16 protein-coding genes and 1 pseudogene are annotated in these 16,155 nt (G+C 67.8%); 11 read left to right on the forward strand and 6 right to left on the reverse strand.

Annotation, left to right across the window (positions count from 1 at the left end; genetic code table 11):
• Positions 1-38 precede the first annotated feature (38 nt).
• Genes QE394_RS14905 through QE394_RS14915 form a run of 3 tightly spaced genes read left to right on the forward strand, consistent with a single transcriptional unit; the run spans position 39 to position 3,099 of the window.
• Entirely contained in the window at positions 39-740 is a 702-nt protein-coding gene (locus tag QE394_RS14905; RefSeq protein WP_349035417.1) for a phosphoadenylyl-sulfate reductase, read from the forward strand.
• On the forward strand, positions 737-1,684 hold the full coding sequence (gene cysD, locus QE394_RS14910) for a sulfate adenylyltransferase subunit CysD (RefSeq protein WP_056075686.1): 948 nt from the start codon (positions 737-739) through the stop codon (positions 1,682-1,684). Before QE394_RS14905 ends, cysD begins: the two co-directional genes overlap by 4 nt.
• On the forward strand, positions 1,684-3,099 hold the full coding sequence (locus QE394_RS14915; protein ID WP_056075683.1) for a GTP-binding protein: 1,416 nt from the start codon (positions 1,684-1,686) through the stop codon (positions 3,097-3,099). The genes cysD and QE394_RS14915 overlap by 1 nt, the downstream gene beginning before the upstream one ends.
• A gap of 89 nt (positions 3,100-3,188) precedes the next feature.
• Here the strand turns inward: QE394_RS14915 and QE394_RS14920 are convergent, their stop codons facing one another.
• A complete protein-coding gene (locus QE394_RS14920) occupies positions 3,189-3,626 on the reverse strand; it encodes an SRPBCC family protein (protein ID WP_349034968.1) in 438 nt (145 codons plus the stop codon).
• Positions 3,627-3,920: 294 nt separating this feature from the next.
• On the opposite strand from QE394_RS14920, the gene QE394_RS14925 reads away from it, so the two are divergent.
• From QE394_RS14925 to QE394_RS14940, 4 genes and pseudogenes are all read left to right on the forward strand, one after another.
• Positions 3,921-5,057, forward strand: coding sequence for an ABC transporter substrate-binding protein (locus tag QE394_RS14925; protein ID WP_349035418.1), 1,137 nt, complete (start codon positions 3,921-3,923; stop codon positions 5,055-5,057).
• Positions 5,058-5,085: 28 nt separating this feature from the next.
• Entirely contained in the window at positions 5,086-5,811 is a 726-nt protein-coding gene (locus QE394_RS14930) for an ABC transporter ATP-binding protein (RefSeq protein WP_056075674.1), read from the forward strand.
• A pseudogene (locus QE394_RS14935) lies at positions 5,801-6,755 on the forward strand (ABC transporter permease). Before QE394_RS14930 ends, QE394_RS14935 begins: the two are co-directional and overlap by 11 nt.
• Before the next feature lie 194 nt (positions 6,756-6,949).
• On the forward strand, positions 6,950-7,399 hold the full coding sequence (locus tag QE394_RS14940; RefSeq protein WP_349034969.1) for an SRPBCC family protein: 450 nt from the start codon (positions 6,950-6,952) through the stop codon (positions 7,397-7,399).
• Here QE394_RS14940 and QE394_RS14945 read toward each other — a convergent pair.
• A complete protein-coding gene (locus QE394_RS14945) occupies positions 7,396-7,962 on the reverse strand; it encodes a cupin domain-containing protein (protein ID WP_235501269.1) in 567 nt (188 codons plus the stop codon). The two genes, QE394_RS14940 and QE394_RS14945, sit on opposite strands and share 4 nt — an antisense overlap.
• A gap of 26 nt (positions 7,963-7,988) precedes the next feature.
• On the opposite strand from QE394_RS14945, the gene QE394_RS14950 reads away from it, so the two are divergent.
• The 3 genes from QE394_RS14950 to QE394_RS14960 all read left to right on the forward strand — a co-directional run bounded on the left by QE394_RS14950 (position 7,989) and on the right by QE394_RS14960 (position 11,632).
• A complete protein-coding gene (locus QE394_RS14950; RefSeq protein WP_349034970.1) occupies positions 7,989-8,606 on the forward strand; it encodes a TetR/AcrR family transcriptional regulator in 618 nt (205 codons plus the stop codon).
• Positions 8,607-8,805: 199 nt separating this feature from the next.
• On the forward strand, positions 8,806-10,068 hold the full coding sequence (gene cobA / locus QE394_RS14955) for a uroporphyrinogen-III C-methyltransferase (RefSeq protein WP_056075664.1): 1,263 nt from the start codon (positions 8,806-8,808) through the stop codon (positions 10,066-10,068).
• 97 nt (positions 10,069-10,165) lie between these two features.
• Positions 10,166-11,632: an FAD-dependent oxidoreductase gene (locus tag QE394_RS14960; protein ID WP_056075661.1), complete on the forward strand. Its 1,467-nt coding sequence runs from the start codon at positions 10,166-10,168 to the stop codon at positions 11,630-11,632.
• A gap of 84 nt (positions 11,633-11,716) precedes the next feature.
• Here QE394_RS14960 and QE394_RS14965 read toward each other — a convergent pair whose 3' ends face one another.
• The 3 genes from QE394_RS14965 to QE394_RS14975 are packed head-to-tail and all read right to left on the reverse strand — an operon-like array spanning position 11,717 to position 14,090.
• Positions 11,717-12,937, reverse strand: a complete 1,221-nt coding sequence (locus QE394_RS14965; RefSeq protein ID WP_349034971.1) for an SRPBCC family protein — start codon at positions 12,935-12,937, stop codon at positions 11,717-11,719.
• Between the two features lie 28 nt (positions 12,938-12,965).
• On the reverse strand, positions 12,966-13,796 hold the full coding sequence (locus QE394_RS14970; RefSeq protein ID WP_349034972.1) for a DUF1206 domain-containing protein: 831 nt from the start codon (positions 13,794-13,796) through the stop codon (positions 12,966-12,968).
• A 3-nt stretch (positions 13,797-13,799) separates the two neighbouring features.
• Positions 13,800-14,090 carry a hypothetical protein gene (locus tag QE394_RS14975; protein WP_056075655.1) on the reverse strand — a complete coding sequence of 97 codons (291 nt, stop codon included), beginning with the start codon at positions 14,088-14,090 and terminating at the stop codon, positions 13,800-13,802.
• 156 nt (positions 14,091-14,246) lie between these two features.
• Here QE394_RS14975 and QE394_RS14980 point away from each other — a divergent pair, with 156 nt between their 5' ends.
• Entirely contained in the window at positions 14,247-14,783 is a 537-nt protein-coding gene (locus tag QE394_RS14980) for a hypothetical protein (protein ID WP_349034973.1), read from the forward strand.
• A 200-nt stretch (positions 14,784-14,983) separates the two neighbouring features.
• Here the strand turns inward: QE394_RS14980 and QE394_RS14985 are convergent, their stop codons facing one another.
• A complete protein-coding gene (locus QE394_RS14985; protein WP_056075652.1) occupies positions 14,984-16,114 on the reverse strand; it encodes an AI-2E family transporter in 1,131 nt (376 codons plus the stop codon).
• Positions 16,115-16,155: the final 41 nt, after the last annotated feature.

Raw genomic sequence — 16,155 nt, forward strand, 5'->3', positions numbered from 1 at the left:
AGGCCACTGTGGCAACCACCGTTTCGAAGAGCCCAACCATGAAGCGCTCCAAGCAAGAACTGAAGGCCCTGGCCGAAGCCGGTGCTGCCGAGCTCGGCTGGGACGCCCCCGCCCGCGACGTGATCGCCTGGGTGGAGCGCAACTTCGACCTGCCCGCCGTCTCCGTGGCCTGCTCCATGGCCGACGCCGTCCTGCCGGCGCTGGTCGCGGACCAGATGCCCGGCGTCGACGTCCTGTTCCTGGAGACCGGCTACCACTTCCCGGAAACCTACGCCACGCGTGACGAGGTGGCCGCAAACCTCCGCGTCAACGTGGTGGACGTCCTCCCGGAGACCACCGTGGAGCAGCAGGACCGGCTGCTGGGCAAGGACCTCTTCGCCCGTGATGCCGCCCAGTGCTGTGCCCTCCGCAAGGTGGCGCCGCTGCAGCGCACGCTGGCCGGCTACGAACTCTGGTTCACCGGTGTGCGCCGCGATGAAGCCCCCACCCGCACCAACACCCCGCTGGTCAGCTGGGATGACAAGAACGGCCTGGTCAAGGTCAACCCGATGGCTGCCTGGACCTTCGACCAGCTGGTCGAGTACTCCGAAGACAACCTCCTGCCCGTCAACCCGCTCCTCGCCCAGGGATACCCCTCCATCGGCTGCCAGCCCTGCACCCGCAAGGTGGCACCCGGCGAGGATCCCCGCGCCGGCCGCTGGGCGAACTCCGACAAGACAGAATGCGGACTACACGTATGAGCACATCACTAACCGAGGAGACCACCCAGGTGACTGACTCCGCCGTCTCGACGCGACTCTCCAGCCTGGACACCCTCGAGTCCGAGGCCATCCACATCATCCGCGAGGTGGTTGCCGAGTTCGAAAAGCCTGCCCTGCTGTTCTCCGGCGGCAAGGACTCCGTGGTGATGCTGCACCTGGCCACCAAGGCCTTCTGGCCCGGCAAGGTTCCGTTCCCCGTGCTGCACGTGGACACCGGCCACAACTTCCCCGAGGTCATTGACTTCCGCGACCGTACCGTGGAGCGACTGGGCCTGAAGCTCGTCGTCGGATCCGTCCAGGAGTTCATCGACCGCGGCGAGCTTGCCGAGCGCGCCGACGGCACCCGGAACCCGCTGCAGACCGTCCCGCTGCTGGACGCCATCCAGCAGAACAAGTTCGACGCCGTCTTCGGCGGCGGCCGCCGCGACGAGGACAAGGCCCGCGCCAAGGAGCGGATCCTGAGCCTCCGCGACGAGTTCGGCCAGTGGGACCCGCGCAACCAGCGCCCCGAGCTGTGGAACCTGTACAACGGCCGGCACACGGTGGGCCAGCACGTCCGTGCCTTCCCCATCAGCAACTGGACCGAGCTGGACATCTGGCGCTACATCGAGCGCGAGAACATCGAGCTGCCCGGCCTGTACTACGCCCACGAACGCGAGGTCTTCGCCCGCGACGGCATGTGGCGCGCAGTGGGCGAAGTCTCCCAGCCGCGTGAGGGCGAGGACGTCATCACCAAGACCGTCCGCTACCGCACCGTGGGCGACATGTCCTGCACCGGCGCAGTCGAGTCCAACGCCTTCACCGTGGCCGACGTCGTGGTTGAAGTTGCCGCATCCACCCTGACCGAACGTGGCGCCACCCGAGCAGATGACCGCATCTCCGAGGCCGCCATGGAAGACCGCAAGAAGGACGGGTACTTCTAATGACCACCGAAACTGTTTTGTCCGGCGCTGCCGGTGGCCTGGAATCAGCCCTGCCCACCACCCTCTTCCGCTTCGCCACCGCAGGATCGGTCGACGACGGGAAGTCCACTTTGGTGGGCCGCCTCCTTCACGATTCCAAGGCCATCCTCGCTGACACGCTCGACGCCGTCGCCCGTACGTCCGCGGACCGCGGCTTCGGCGGCGAAAAGGGCGGGATCGACCTCGCCCTGCTGACCGACGGCCTGCGTGCCGAGCGCGAACAGGGCATCACCATCGATGTGGCCTACCGCTACTTCGCCACCGACCGCCGCAGCTTCATCCTGGCGGACTGCCCCGGGCACGTTCAGTACACCAAGAACACGGTGACCGGCGCGTCCACCGCGGATGCCGTCGTCGTCCTCATCGACGCCCGCAAGGGCGTGCTGGAGCAGACCCGCCGGCACCTGTCCGTGCTGCAGCTGCTGCGCGTGGCCCACGTGATTGTGGCCGTCAACAAGATCGACCTGGTGGACTTCAGCGAGTCCGTGTTCCGCGACATCGAAGCCGACGTGCAGCAGGTGGGCCGCGAACTGGGCCTGGGTTCAGACGGAATCAGCGACCTGCTGGTCATCCCGGTGTCAGCCCTGGACGGCGACAACGTGGTGGAACGCTCGGAGCGCACCCCCTGGTACACCGGCCCCGCGCTGCTGGAGGTCCTGGAGACCTTGCCTGCCGCCGATGAGCTGGAAAGCCACCTCGAGAGCTTCCGCTTCCCGGTTCAGCTGGTGGTCCGGCCGCAGGGTGCGCTGGCTCCCGACGCCGTGGCCGCCGGCTTGGACGTTGAGGCCTACCGCGACTACCGTGCGTACGCCGGCCAGATCACCGAAGGCTCCGTGAAGGTGGGGGACCAGGTATCCGTGCTGACGCCGGGCCAGGCCCCGCGCACCACCACCGTGGTGGGCATCGACTTCGCGGGAAAGTCCCTGGAGGAAGCCGCCGCGCCGCAGTCCGTGGCCGTCCGCCTGGCTGACGAATTCGACGTCGCCCGTGGTGACACCATCGCCGCCGCCGGCACCGTCCGCGAAGCCACCGCAGACCTCTACGCGGCGCTGTGCTGGCTGTCCCCGAAGCCCCTCCGTGAAGGCCAGAAGGTCCTGGTCAAGCACGGTACCCGCACCGTCCAGGCGCTGGTCCGCAGTGTTTCCGGGAAACTGGACCTGGCCTCCTTCAAGCTTGAGGGCGCCTCGAGCCTGGAGCTCAACGACATCGGCCACGCGCAGCTTCGGCTCGCCGCGCCGCTGCCGCTGGAGAACTACCTGCACCACCGCCGCACCGGTGCGTTCCTGGTGATCGACCCGCTGGACGGCAACACGCTGGCAGCCGGCCTGGTCAAGGACCACCCGGGCGACCACGAGGACGAGCGCTACAGCATCTAGTCCCGACGTGAAACCGCGGCTTGTTCGCAAAACCCGGCCTTCAAGGCGAGGTGTTGCGAACAAGCCGCGGTTTTGTCGTCTCTGCAGGGTTACTGCCGCCCCTCAAGGATCCGCTTGAGCTTCTGCAGGTCTTTCCGGGTCTGGCGGCGGATCATCGGGGCCATAACCAGCCCGGCCAGCCGCGGGAAACCCGAGGGGCTCCCGGTGTTGCCGAGCGTCATGAGCGTTCCGCCGTCGTCGTCCGTCCAGGTGTAGGTGGTCTGCATGGGGAACGGGCCCTGCGCGGTGCGCATCACCAGCTTCCCTCCCGGGACATACTCCACGAGCTCGTAGGTGTAGCTGAGCTCCCGGCCCATGAACGCGGCGTTGAAAGCCACTTTCGAACCAACCCCCAACGGCCCGCCGGTGAGCCGCTGCGAGCTGTGGATGTTCACGTACCACTGCGGGGCGTTGTCCGGGTTGGCAGCAAAGTCCGCTACCTCGGCACGGGGCCCGTCGATGTGGATCCGGGTCTGCACCTTCACCATGTTGCGTCTCCTTGCGGCCGCCGGGTGGGGATGTTGCGGCGGTTGCCGTGATGCCACGTTAGCCGCGGAGCCTGGGCGGCGGAACCGTGGAGGCAGGGGCGCGGTGGGGGCTTGTCGCGGTGCGGCACAAGCTGCGCCGGCTGGTCAACGTCAAAGGCCGCTGAGGCGTCAAAACCCGGTGACTGTGCGGCTGAATATGACGCCGCATGAACCCGCGTGACCCTCCGTTGAGGCTTCATTGAACGGCTTTGGGCCACTCCCTATGGTGAAACAATGACTAGTTCCAAGCCCGGGATGACCCGCATCGTGGCAGGCGAAAGCGCGGTTCCCAGGCGCAAGCGTGCCATCGAGGCCGCCCTGGCCATCGGGCTGGTCCTGCTGATCGCCGTCGGCGCGGTGGTGGCTTCCTCCGTTGCCCGCAACACCGAGGCCCAGGCGGCCGAACCAACGCCGGCGGCCGCACTGAAGCTCGGCTACTTCGGCAATGTGACGCACGCTCCCGCGCTGGTGGGCATCAAGAAGGGGTTCCTTGCCGACGCCCTGGGCAGCACCCAGCTGAGCACCGAATCGTTCAACGCCGGCCCCGCCGCCATCGAGGCGCTCAACGCGGGCGCCATCGACGCTGCCTACATCGGCCCCAACCCGGCCATCAACTCCTTCGTCAAAAGCTTTGGCCAGTCCGTGAAAGTCATCGCCGGCGCAGCCGCGGGCGGGGCCCAACTGGTGGTTAAGCCGGGGATCAATTCCGCTGCGGACCTCCGGGGAAGGACCCTGGCCTCCCCGCAACTGGGCGGTACCCAGGATGTGGCCCTCCGCGCCTGGCTCGCCGGGCAGGGGTACAAGACCAACGTGGACGGCAGCGGCGACGTCGCCATCAACCCCACGGACAACGCCCAGACGCTCAAGCTGTTCCAGGACGGAAAGCTCGACGGCGCGTGGTTGCCGGAGCCGTGGGCCTCACGCCTGGTGCTCCAGGCCGGCGCCAAGGTCCTGGTGGATGAAAAGGACCTGTGGGACGGGACCGGCACGGGCAAGCCGGGCGAGTTCCCCACCACCGTCCTGATCGTGAACCAGAAGTACGCTGCCGACCACCCGGACACCGTCAAGGCGCTGCTGGCCGGCCACGCAAAGTCCGTGGCCTGGCTCAACGAAGCTCCGGAGCCTGAGAAGGCCAGTGTCATCAACGCGGGCCTGCAGGAGTCTGCCGGAGCCACGCTCGCCGACGACGTCCTGTCCCGCTCCCTCGCCAACATCACCTTCACCCTGGACCCGCTGGCCGGAAGCTACCCGCGGCTGCTGCAGGACGGCGTCGAAGCAGGGACCACCAAGCAGGCCAACCTCAACGGGCTGTTCGACCTCCGTGCCCTTAACGAGGTTGCCGCCGCCACCGGCACCAGCAAGATTTCAGCAGCCGGCCTCGGCCAGGACTGAACCACCCCCACTACCTAAGGACGGCACCATGCCAGTCGTACTGGAAAACCTGGGCAAGCGCTTCGGCGACGGCGCCCCGGTGCTGGACGACGTCAACGCCAACATCGGGAAAGGCGAATTCGTCGCCCTCCTCGGTGCGTCCGGCTGCGGCAAATCCACCCTGCTGAACATCATCGCCGGACTGGAAGCGCCGTCGTCGGGCGCCCTCGAAGTCCCCAGCGACGGTGCCGCCTTCATGTTCCAGGACGCCGCCCTGTTCCCCTGGCTGACGGCCCGGGAAAACATCGAGCTGGCCCTGAAGCTTCGCGGCGTGGGCAAAGCCGACCGGCGCACCAAGGCTCAAGAACTCCTGGAACTGGTCCACCTGGGCACGGCGGGGGACAAGCGGCCGCACGAGCTGTCCGGCGGCATGCGCCAGCGCGTCTCGCTGGCCCGATCCCTCGCCCAGGACCGGCAGCTGCTGCTCATGGACGAGCCGTTCGCCGCCCTGGACGCCATCACCCGCGACCTGCTGCACGACGAGCTGGAGCGCATCTGGAAGGAAACCGGACGCACGATCGTCTTCGTCACCCACAACGTCCGCGAGGCCGTCCGGCTGGGCCAGCGCGTGCTGCTGCTCTCCTCCCGCCCCGGCCGTGTGGTCCAGGAATGGGACGTCACCGAGGAACACCGAACCGACGCCGGGCTCGCCGGCCAGCTCACCGGGGTCATCACCGCCCGGCTGCGTGAGGAGATTCGCCGCCATGCCAAGTAACACCACACCCCTTGCGGAAACAGAGCCGGACGCCGCGCCGGGCCGGGCGGAGTATGTGCATGCCGCTTTGACGCGGACGTCCACCGGCAAGGAGGACCTCCGGGAGCTCGAGTCGGGGCTCGATTCGCTGCAGTCCGACGCCGAACGGAAGCACCGGATCGATTGGAGCCGCGTGCTCCTGCCGGTGGCCGCGCTGGTGGTCCTGGTGCTCGTCTGGCAGTTCTACGTCTCCCTGGGCGTCAAGCGCCGCGACCTGGTTCCCGGTCCGCTGGATGTGGCAGGGCAGATGGGAGTCCTGTGGACAGAAGGCAAGCTGCAGGAAGCCATGTGGACCTCGCTGCAGCGCGGCCTGGTGGGGTTCCTGATCTCGGTGGCCATCGCCACTCCGGTGGGGCTGCTGCTGGCCCAGGTTGCGCCGCTGCGCCGCGCGTTCGGGCCGCTGATTTCCGGCCTTCAGGTCCTGCCCTCCGTGGCCTGGGTGCCGGCCGCGATCATCTGGTTCGGACTCACTGACGCCACCGTCTACTTCGTGGTGTTCATGGGCGCCATCCCCTCCATCATCAACGGGCTGATCTCAGGTGTGGACCAGATTCCGCCACAGTTCCGCCGCGTGGGAACCGTCCTCGGCGCCAACCGGCTGCAGATGGCGCTGCAGGTGGTCCTGCCGGCCGCGCTGCCGGGTTACCTGGGCGGCCTCAAACAGGGCTGGGCGTTCTCCTGGCGCTCCCTCATGGCCGCGGAAATCATCGCCGTGGGCGGCACCATCGGCTTCGGCCTCGGCTCGCTGCTCGACCAGGGCCGGGCGCTGTCCGACATGACAGTGGTGATGTCAGCGATCCTGCTCATCCTCGGCGTCGGCATCCTGATCGAACTGCTGGTGTTCGCGCCCATCGAGAAGCGCCTCCTGCGCCGCCCGCGGCCTGCTGGCCGGCAGCACCCGCTGACCCAACACCTTCCCAACGCACCGCAGAGCCCGACGGCGACCTCCCGCCGTCGGGCTCACTGTTTTCCTGCGTCCGGCGCTGACGGAACCGGGGCACTTCGACCCGGACACGCCGGTGAACGGGGCTGGCCCGCCCCGGAACCGCCGCAATGTGCCCCACCATGGCGGGTCCCGTGTCCATGGCAGACTAGCGCCATGACCCTCAGCTTCGAGTGCCGCACCGAGTCCCCGCTTCCGGTGGAGCAGTTGTTCGACCGGGCCCGCAGCATCGACCTGCACGTGGATTCCCAACGGAGCTCAGGGGAGCGGGCCACAGCTGGCGTCACCGGGGGACTGATCGGCAACGGCCAAGAGGTCACCTGGCGGGCACGGCACTTCGGCGTCCCCCTCACCATGACCAGCAGGGTCACGCACCTGGACTTCCCCCGCAGCTTCACGGACGAACAGGTCAAAGGCCCGTTCAAAGCCTTCCGGCACGTCCACGACTTCGAGGCCACGGCAACCGGCAGCGTCATGATGGACAGGGTGGAGTTCAGTGCCCCGTTTGGCGCCGCGGGCCGCGCCGTCGAACGCTTCGTCCTCAAGGGCTACCTGGAACGGCTCATCCGGGACCGCGGGAAGTTCCTGGCGGTTCGTCAGCCTTAAGGTTCCGGGAACGGAGGCGGGCCGATGATCTCAATTCCTCCGTTTAGCCGGCCGGATTCTCTGATCCTGCCGAAATCCACTTGCCGGCTGCCTCCGCCGGGGCCGCCAGCCCCAGCGTCAGGGCCCGGACCGACGGGCTCGCTCGCGCCATCGTAGAAAGCCTGGGCTACTCCGGGCGTCTGTAGGCACAAAATACGGGTGCCCTCCTGCGTGACCTTGAAGGCGTGCGGGACGCCGCGTGGGGCTATGGCCACGCCGCCTGCTGCGAGCCGATGCTCGGTCCCGTCCATGTTGAACAGGATCTCCCCGGACAGGACGTACAGCGTTTCATCGGACTCCGCATGGGTGTGCAGGGGAGTGACCTTATTGACGGACATCTCGTCTTCGAACAGCAGGAACGCCCCGGCGGTGTCTTCCTCCGTGGCCTTCCAGGTGTGTACGCCGCCGCCGAAGAACCAGCGCCTGGCACCTTCGCCGGGTTGCCGGACAATTGCGGATGCTGAATTCCTGGTCTCCATGGTGGCCGCCTCGACGCTGATGGGTTTATGGGACTGAAGTCCCATAACAAGACTGGAGTACCATGAAGTGCATGTCAAGACCCTACGCAGACGTCGGCCGCACGGGCCAGAAACGCCGCACCCTGGATGCCCTGGTCGCAGCGGCGGGTCAGCTTGTCGCAGACGGCGCCACGCCCACGGTGGACGAGGCTGCACTCGTCGCCGGCGTCGCCCGCAGCACCGCTTACCGGTATTTCCCGGGGCAGCGTGAATTGCTCGCCGCCGCCCATCCGGAAACTGCCCGGACGTCGATGCTGCCGGACGATCCGCCGGCCGACGTCGCCGAGCGCCTGGACGCCGTCGTCGTGGAGTTCACCCGGATGATCCTCGAAACGGAAGCGCAGCAGCGAACCATGCTGAGGCTGTCCCTTGAGCAGACCGCCGAGGAGCAAAAAGGCCTGCCCCTGCGGCAGGGCCGGGCGATCGCCTGGATCGCCGAAGCACTCTCCCCGCTTCAGGAAACGATGGCGGAAAAGGACATTCAGCGGCTGGTCCTGGCGATCCGCAGTGCCATCGGCATCGAGTCCCTGGTCTGGCTCACGGACATCGGCGGCCTGAGCCGGGACGACGCCGTCGCCTCCCAACGGTGGACGGCGACCGCCCTGCTCAACGAGGCTCTCGCGCGCGGGCTGCCTGGTGCCGCGCAGTAGGTCGGCCAGCCGCCGTCGTGGGGCACTTCGACACGGGCACGCCGCGGATTGAGGCTGCGCCGGCCTTTATCGGCGTCAATCTGCCCCACGGTGGCGGGCACAACGGCGGCAGCCCGGCTATGTGACGCAGCGTTACCTTACGTGAACTGGTGTTGCTGAGCCTTTGTGGGCCATTGTGACGCAGCCCTACCGTTGATCCATGGCAATACAGGATATTTACCCCACGGCGCTGCGGCTGCTCGGCCGCCCCGTGCTGGTGGTGGGCGGCGGGCCCGTGGCCACCCGCCGCGCCAAGGGGTTGCTCGACGCCGGGGCCCTGGTCACCGTCGTGGCACCCGTTGCCTCTCCCGCGCTGCAGGACATGGCCGGCGCCGGCCTCCTCACCTGGGCGGCCCGCCCCTACGAATCCACTGACGTCGACGGCGCGTGGTTCGTCCAGACAGCCACCGGCGATCCCGCCGTGGACGCCCTCGTGTCGGCCGACGCCGAGGCACAGCGCGTGTGGTGTGTCAACGCCTCCGACCACGAAGCATCCGCCGCCTGGACTCCCGCCGTCGCCGTGGTTGATGACGTCAAGATCGCCGTCAACGCCGGGGGAGACCCGCGCCGCGCCATGGCCGTCCGGGACGCCGTCGCCACCGCCCTCGAAACCGGGGACCTTCCGCTCCGCCGCCGCCGCGCCCACCGCGGCTCCGTGGCCCTTGTGGGCGGCGGCCCCGGCGACACCGGCCTCATCACCGTCCGTGGCCGCCGGCTCCTGGGTCAGGCCGACGTCGTGGTGGCCGACCGCCTGGGACCGCGCGAACTCCTCAACGAACTCGCCCCGGACGTCCGCGTCATCGAAGTGGGCAAGACCCCCGGCCACCACCCGGTACCGCAGGCCGAAATTAACCGCATCCTCGTCGAGGAAGCCCTGAAGGGCCACCGGGTGGTCCGGCTCAAGGGCGGCGACCCCTACGTCCTGGGCCGCGGCGGCGAGGAAGCCGAACACTGCCGCCGGCACGGCGTCGAAGTTGAAGTGGTTTCCGGCGTCACATCCGCCATCTCGGTACCCGCGGCCGCAGGCATCCCCGTGACGCACCGCGGCCTCGCCAAGGGCTTCAGCGTGGTCACCGGCCACGAGGAACTGTCCGAGCTTCCAGCCCGCGCCGACCACACGATCGTCCTGCTCATGGGCGTGGGCCAGCTCCGTGAGTCGGCATCCGCGCTGGGCGAAGCCGGACTGCCTGCCGGGACCCCTGTTGGTATCGTTGAAAACGGCTATTTGCCGGACCAGCGTGTCACCATCGGCACGCTCGGTTCCATTGCGGAGCAGGCCGAAGCCGCCGGCGTCGCGAATCCCGCAGTGATTGTCATCGGTGACGTGGTGCGCGTGAGCCCGTTCGCGCCGTCGCACTTCAAAACCGCTGACTACAGCACCACCAGCCCTAACCAGCCCCGCAAGACCGTCGTCACCACCTAGCCCCACTCAACTAGGTAGCAGCAGATGTCGTTATGAGCCCTCAAAACGACATCAGCTGCTACCTAGATGGGACGGAACGAAGAAAAGGAACACAGCCGTGTCATCTAGCACCACCGTAGGCTCTGCCGAGCGTCCGCTGCGCGTCGCCGTCGTGGGTTCCGGCCCGGCCGGCGTCTACGCCGCAGACATCCTCACCAAGAGCGAGGCCGTCAAGAGCGGCGAGCTGACCGTGAGCATCGACCTTTTTGACCGCTACCCGGCACCCTACGGCCTGATCCGCTACGGCGTGGCCCCGGACCACCCCCGCATCAAGGGCATCGTCAACGCCCTGCACAAGGTCCTCGACCGCGGCGACATCCGCTTCTTCGGCAACGTGGACTACGGCACGGACCTCACCATCGAGGACCTCCGCACCCATTACGACGCCGTCATCTTCGCCACGGGCGCCATCAAGGATGCGGACCTGAACATCCCGGGCATCGAGCTGGACGGCTCCTACGGCGGCGCGGACTTCGTGTCCTGGTACGACGGCCACCCGGACGTCTCCCGTGAATGGCCGCTGGAGGCCAAGGAAATTGCCGTGCTCGGCAACGGCAACGTGGCCCTGGACGTGGCCCGTGTCCTGTCCAAGCACGCCGATGACCTCCTGGTCTCCGAGATCCCGGACAACGTCTACGCCGGCCTGAAGAACTCTCCGGTCACCGACGTTCACGTCTTCGGCCGCCGCGGCCCGGCCCAGGTTAAGTTCACCCCGCTGGAACTGCGCGAACTGTCCCACTCCAAGGACGTGGACATCATCCTTTACCCGGAGGACTTCGAGTTCGACGAGGAATCGGACCGCCAGATCCAGACGAACAACCAGACCAAGACCATGGTGGGCACGCTCACCAACTGGATCGCCGAGCAGCCCGAGGACCTCTCCGAGCTCAAGGCTTCCCGCCGCCTGCACCTGCACTTCCTGCACAGCCCGGTGGAAATCTACGACGACGCCGATACCCCCGGCAAGGTGGCCGGCATCAAGTTCGAGCGCACCGAGCTGGACGGCACGGGCAACGCCCGCGGCACCGGCGAGTTCGTGGACTACCCGGTCCAGGCCGTGTACCGCGCCATCGGCTACTTCGGTTCCGCACTCCCGGACGTGGAGTTCGACCACAAGAAGGGCGTCGTGACGAACGACGGCGGCCGCGTCCTGGACGCCGACGGCAACCACGTGCCGGGCATCTACGCCACCGGCTGGATCAAGCGCGGACCCGTGGGCCTGATCGGCCACACCAAGGGCGACGCCCTTGAGACCGTGACCTACCTGCTCGAGGACCGCGCAAACCTGCCCGTTGCCGCGGCACCCGCCGAGGACGCCGTCGTCGAACTCCTGGACGCCCGCGGCGTGAAGTTCACCAGCTGGGAAGGCTGGCTGGCCCTGGACGCCCATGAGCTTGCGCTCGGTGCCGCAGCCACCGAGGCCGGCGGATCGCACGGTGTCGAGGTCAAGCGCGAGCGCATCAAGGTGGTGCCGCGCGAGGACATGGTTGCCATCTCCCGCGACGGCGTCGCTGCACAGGTCTAAAGCCCGACCGCAGGCCCGCGGAACCTCCCGGTTCCGCGGGCCTTTGCCGTTAACCGGCCGCCGGGCGCTTTTGACCCTGCTGCGCTATTTGCCCGCCCCGCCGGCCGCCATCAGCTCCAGCCGGCGCAGCGTCTCCCGGTTGCGCGCGGAAATGGCAGCATTCCGAAGGACCTTGGGTACCAGCTTGCCCGGACCGCGGATGGCGTCCTCGGCAATGGTCACGCGGCAGCCGTCCCCCATCTCCTCAAGGGTGATCTCCACCTTGGCCTCGCCCATTGGCCAGCCACGGGCCACCAGTTCCAGCGAACGGCCGGGCTCCACGGCCGACACCCGGGAGCTGTCATCGATCACCAGCGGCCAGGCGCCCACCGAGTGGTGCAGCCGGGATCCCACGTTCGGCCACTCGGCGTCCACATCCCGGATGCGTGACGCGCCAACCACCCAGCCGGAATACAGCCAGCCGTCGGCAATGACCCGCCAGACGTCGCCGGCCGGGGAGCTGAAGTGCTGCGAAACGGTGGACATGGCGTTCCTTCCGGTTGCGGGGGTGCTGGCGGTGCTTTGCTTGGGCCGTTCCGGCTGCCCGCCTGCGCGGTGTCCGACGGCGGGAGGTGCGGCCCGTTGGGCCGCGCGGTACGAGGGCTTCCGGAGGAGCCGGGTCCACGCGTAGGCCTGCGCCCCGGGCGGCTGGTTTCCCAGCGGATCGAACCGCAGGGGAGTGTCCGTTGGATGGGGTCCGGCGTGCAGCCGCAGCTCGCCGCACTCCCGCCACCGCCCGGACGGGGTGGCCCAGTGCAGTCCCAGGACCCACTCGCCCGACGCGAGGGATCCGGGTGGGAGGCTGCGGGTGCGCAGGCCCAGGAGGACAGCGCCCTGCCGGCCGCGGTAGGGCATCAGCGTGGTCATGGTGGCGCCGGCAACGTCCAGCCGCGGCCGCAGCAGGAATCTCCCGGGCACCCGCCATCCGGTGGAGGCGAACAGGACGTCCGCCGGGCCGGGAGGGGCGTCGCCGTCAGCGGAAGGGGTCACCCTCAACGCGAGCCCCAGGATGTCGGGCAGTGTCTGGGGAAGGCCCACTGAGCGGGAGAAGCGGGCTTCCACGGCATCCACTCCCGCCTCATCGAGCCAGTCGATCCCGCTCGGCGCCGCCGGGTTGCCGGTGCGGGTGAGCTCGCCGGACAGGCCGAGTCCGTGCGGATGGATGGGCCGCTCCGGCCGGGCAACCTTCAGGAGCCGGAACAGGGCGGCGAACGCCTGCCCGGCGCTGCGTGTGGCGGCGGGTGCGCCGCCCGGGTGCTGGGTCATGTTTACTCCCTACCCATAATCATGCGGGCTACATGTGTCCGAACCGGGCCCGGATCAGGGCGAAGATGCCGTAGGCGATGAAGCCGGCACCGATGGCCACCAGCAGGTAGGGGCCAAAGGGGTGGTCGCGCAGGGCCTGGAGGCTTCCGTCCAGGCCGGTGGACTCTTCCGGGCTGTGCTTCGCCGCGGCGATGATGAACAGCAGGCCGGTAAGGCCCAGGGCAATGCCTTTGGCGATATGCCCCACCACGCCCAGGCTGTCAACGATCCTGCCGCGCCTGGTCCCGTTGAAGTGGAAAAGTTCCTCTTTCTTGAAGCCGCGGGTGACTCCCTTGACCACAAAGTAGACGCCGATCCCGATGATGGTCAGCCCCAAGGCCACGAGCACCCACGGTCCCAGCGGGTGGCCCATCAGTGCTGCGCTGAAGTCCCGCGTGCTGTCCCCGGAGTCCCCACGGAGCCCCACGGCAAAGCCGGCAAAGCTGAGCCCCACGCTGCCGTAGGCGATGGCCAGGAATCCGGACGAAACCAGCTTTGCCACACGTTCTTTGCGTGGCTCGCCGCGCATCCGGAGGGTGGCCTCGCTGGCCTGCCACAGCGACAGTCCGGTGCAGGCCGCAACACAGGCCCACATGACCGCAGGGCCCCAGGGGTTGGCGGCCAGCTGTTCGATGGCTCCGGTGGCGTCCGCCTGGCCGGGCCGGCCGAAGGCAGTGGCAACCGCGATGGCCCCCACGATCACATGCAGCAGGGCCATGACCGCAAAGCCCAGGCGGGCCATGACGTCCAGGACTTTGTGGTTCGACGCTTCCTCGACGGCATCTGCCGCCTGGCTGAGCGTGGATTCGCCATCGGACACAGGTCAGCCGTTCATGGGCCCTTCGGCGCGCAGCTTCTCCGCGCCGGGTCCTTCGACGTGGACGGTGCAGCGGACCACCAGGCGGCCCGGCGCGTTGTCCAGCTCCACCAGGGAATCGTTGCCGCTGAGGACCGTGAAGACCTCCGAGCCTGCCACAACGTCCACGTGCTTGGCCTGCGCGGTCTCGCGGGCGTTGCGGAGCGCCTCGTCCTGGAGCCCGCCAACGTACTTGCCATCACTTTCGCGGGCCGGGTCCCCGAAGGCCCAGCCGAACAAAGTCCCTGTATTTCCCATGGCCACGATATTACGCGTTCCCGCCGACAGGGACGGGCTTTCTTAACATTAGTAAGTGTGCTTACCATAGGCGGACAGTGGCCACGGTTGGGTCACGGAAAGCCAACGCCGCTCCGGCGGCGGCCCGGAACCGGTTCAACGTTAGGAATGTACAACATGGCAGGAAACCTCATTGCCCGGTCAGTCCACGATCTGACGGCAGCAGCATGGTTTGGCGGCTCACTGATGGGCGCCATCGGATTGAACGGCGCGGCAGCGGAAGCCAAGGATCCATCCGAACGCACCCGGCTTTCGAGCGCGGGCTGGATGCGGTGGGCTCCGGTCCAGACGGCAGCGTTCGCCACGCACCTGGCCGCCGACCTCGCCATAGCCTTCGAGAACAAGGGCCGCATTGCCAAGCAGGACGGCGTTGCCCGGGACACCGTCATCAAGACGGCCGTAACTGTGGCTGGCGCTGCTGTCACGCTCTATTCCGGCATCCTCGGCAAGAAGGTCCAGAAGCTGGCCGGTGAGGGGTCCGAAGGTGCCACCGAACCGCGGCCCGGCGCGTCCGATGAACTGAAGGCCGCGCAGCAGCAGCTTAAGGCCCTCCAGTGGGTCATCCCCGCCTTCGCGGGGGCAGTGGTGGTCCTGGGCGCCAAGCACGGCGAGATGCAGCGGCCCAAGAACGTCTTCGCAGGCCTCCGCCAGTAGCACGGCACAGAATACCCACAGCGTACGACGGCGGTCCGGCACCATTCATCCCGAAAGGTGCCGGACCGCCGTCGTGCGTTCTGGATTCGATGCGCGAATCCGGTCCCGACGCGCTGATTCCATGGCGCGCCGGAGATAACTGGTGCGCCAGGGGAAACGTGCGTCGAAACTGAAGGACCGGCTCGAAAATCCCGGGGGTGTTAGGCCGCGTGGCTGGGGTCCTCCACCGTCCAGACCTTGATGATCGCCCAGGTAACGGCGGTTATGGGCACTGCCAGGACCGCGCCCACGATGCCGGCCAGCAGGGTGCCGGCCGTAAGGGCGAGCAGGATGACCAGTGCGTGCAGCTGTAGGGACTTGCCCATGACCACCGGCTGAAGGAGGTTGCCCTCGAGCTGGTTGACGGCCACCACCACTGCCACGACGATCAGCGCCACCACGGGGCCGTTGGCCACGAGGGCCACCAGCGCTGCGAGGATGCCGGCCATGGTGGCACCGACAATGGGGATGAACGCGCCGATGAAGACCACCATGGCCAGGGGCAATGCCAATGGAACCTGCAGGATCAACAGCGCGGCTCCGATGCCCACCGTGTCCACCAAGGCCACAATCGCTGTCCCGCGTACGTAACCGCCCAGCACTTCCTGGCTTCGGGTGCCAACGCGGCGCAGGCGGCTGGCGCGTTCGCCCTTGAAGGGGCTGATCAGGAAGTTCCAGATCCGCTGGCCGTCCTTGAGGAAGAAGAACAGGATGACCACCAGAAGCACGGCTCCGGTCAGGAATTCCGTCACTACAGACAGGCCGGTAATGGCGCCGGAGCGGGCCTGGCTGCTGGTAGCGAAGTCCACGATCGCGTTCCGGGCTGAATCGATCTGTGATGCATCTACGTGCAGCGGTCCGTTCTGGAGGAAGTCCTGCAGCTGGTCCAGCCCGGAGCTGGCCTGCTGGACCAGGTCATCCCATTGGCTGCGGACCGAGAAATAGATCACGGTGAAAACCCCGCCCAGCACCGCCAGGAGCGACACAAAGGCGGTCACGGTGGAAAGTGCATCATTGAGCCCGAGCCGTTTAAGGACATTCACGAACGGACTGATCGCAGCGGCCAGGATCAACGCGATGAGCACCGGAATCACCAGCAGCTTGACCTGCAGGAGCGCGAAAACGGCCACTACCGACACCGCGAGGATGAGCAGGGTCTGGGCAGCCCGGATGCCCACGCGGCCGTAGCCGTCGCCCCACAGCTGCTGCGGGGTCTTGCTGCCGCCCTCGGGGATGGCGGCAGCTCCGTGTTCGGAGCACGTGCTGCGGTGGTGGCGGGTGAACAGGGCCATGGAGGCTCCTCAGAAGTCAACGGATTCCACCGGTGCGCGGC

Source organism: Pseudarthrobacter sp. SORGH_AS 212 (genome assembly GCF_030818145.1).
In the GTDB taxonomy this organism is placed as follows: Bacteria; Actinomycetota; Actinomycetes; order Actinomycetales; family Micrococcaceae; genus Arthrobacter.

What these genes read in the sequence shown, in the direction of transcription:
- QE394_RS14905 (WP_349035417.1), top strand. Translation starts at nt 39, where the DNA reads ATGAAGCGCTCCAAGCAAGAACTGAAGGCCCTGGCCGAAGCCGGTGCT.
- cysD (WP_056075686.1), top strand. Translation starts at nt 737, where the DNA reads ATGAGCACATCACTAACCGAGGAGACCACCCAGGTGACTGACTCCGCC.
- QE394_RS14915 (WP_056075683.1), top strand. Translation starts at nt 1,684, where the DNA reads ATGACCACCGAAACTGTTTTGTCCGGCGCTGCCGGTGGCCTGGAATCA.
- QE394_RS14920 (WP_349034968.1), bottom strand. Translation starts at nt 3,626, where the DNA reads ATGGTGAAGGTGCAGACCCGGATCCACATCGACGGGCCCCGTGCCGAG.
- QE394_RS14925 (WP_349035418.1), top strand. Translation starts at nt 3,921, where the DNA reads ATGACCCGCATCGTGGCAGGCGAAAGCGCGGTTCCCAGGCGCAAGCGT.
- QE394_RS14930 (WP_056075674.1), top strand. Translation starts at nt 5,086, where the DNA reads ATGCCAGTCGTACTGGAAAACCTGGGCAAGCGCTTCGGCGACGGCGCC.
- QE394_RS14940 (WP_349034969.1), top strand. Translation starts at nt 6,950, where the DNA reads ATGACCCTCAGCTTCGAGTGCCGCACCGAGTCCCCGCTTCCGGTGGAG.
- QE394_RS14945 (WP_235501269.1), bottom strand. Translation starts at nt 7,962, where the DNA reads ATGGGACTTCAGTCCCATAAACCCATCAGCGTCGAGGCGGCCACCATG.
- QE394_RS14950 (WP_349034970.1), top strand. Translation starts at nt 7,989, where the DNA reads ATGTCAAGACCCTACGCAGACGTCGGCCGCACGGGCCAGAAACGCCGC.
- cobA (WP_056075664.1), top strand. Translation starts at nt 8,806, where the DNA reads ATGGCAATACAGGATATTTACCCCACGGCGCTGCGGCTGCTCGGCCGC.
- QE394_RS14965 (WP_349034971.1), bottom strand. Translation starts at nt 12,937, where the DNA reads ATGACCCAGCACCCGGGCGGCGCACCCGCCGCCACACGCAGCGCCGGG.
- QE394_RS14975 (WP_056075655.1), bottom strand. Translation starts at nt 14,090, where the DNA reads ATGGGAAATACAGGGACTTTGTTCGGCTGGGCCTTCGGGGACCCGGCC.
- QE394_RS14980 (WP_349034973.1), top strand. Translation starts at nt 14,247, where the DNA reads ATGGCAGGAAACCTCATTGCCCGGTCAGTCCACGATCTGACGGCAGCA.
- QE394_RS14985 (WP_056075652.1), bottom strand. Translation starts at nt 16,114, where the DNA reads ATGGCCCTGTTCACCCGCCACCACCGCAGCACGTGCTCCGAACACGGA.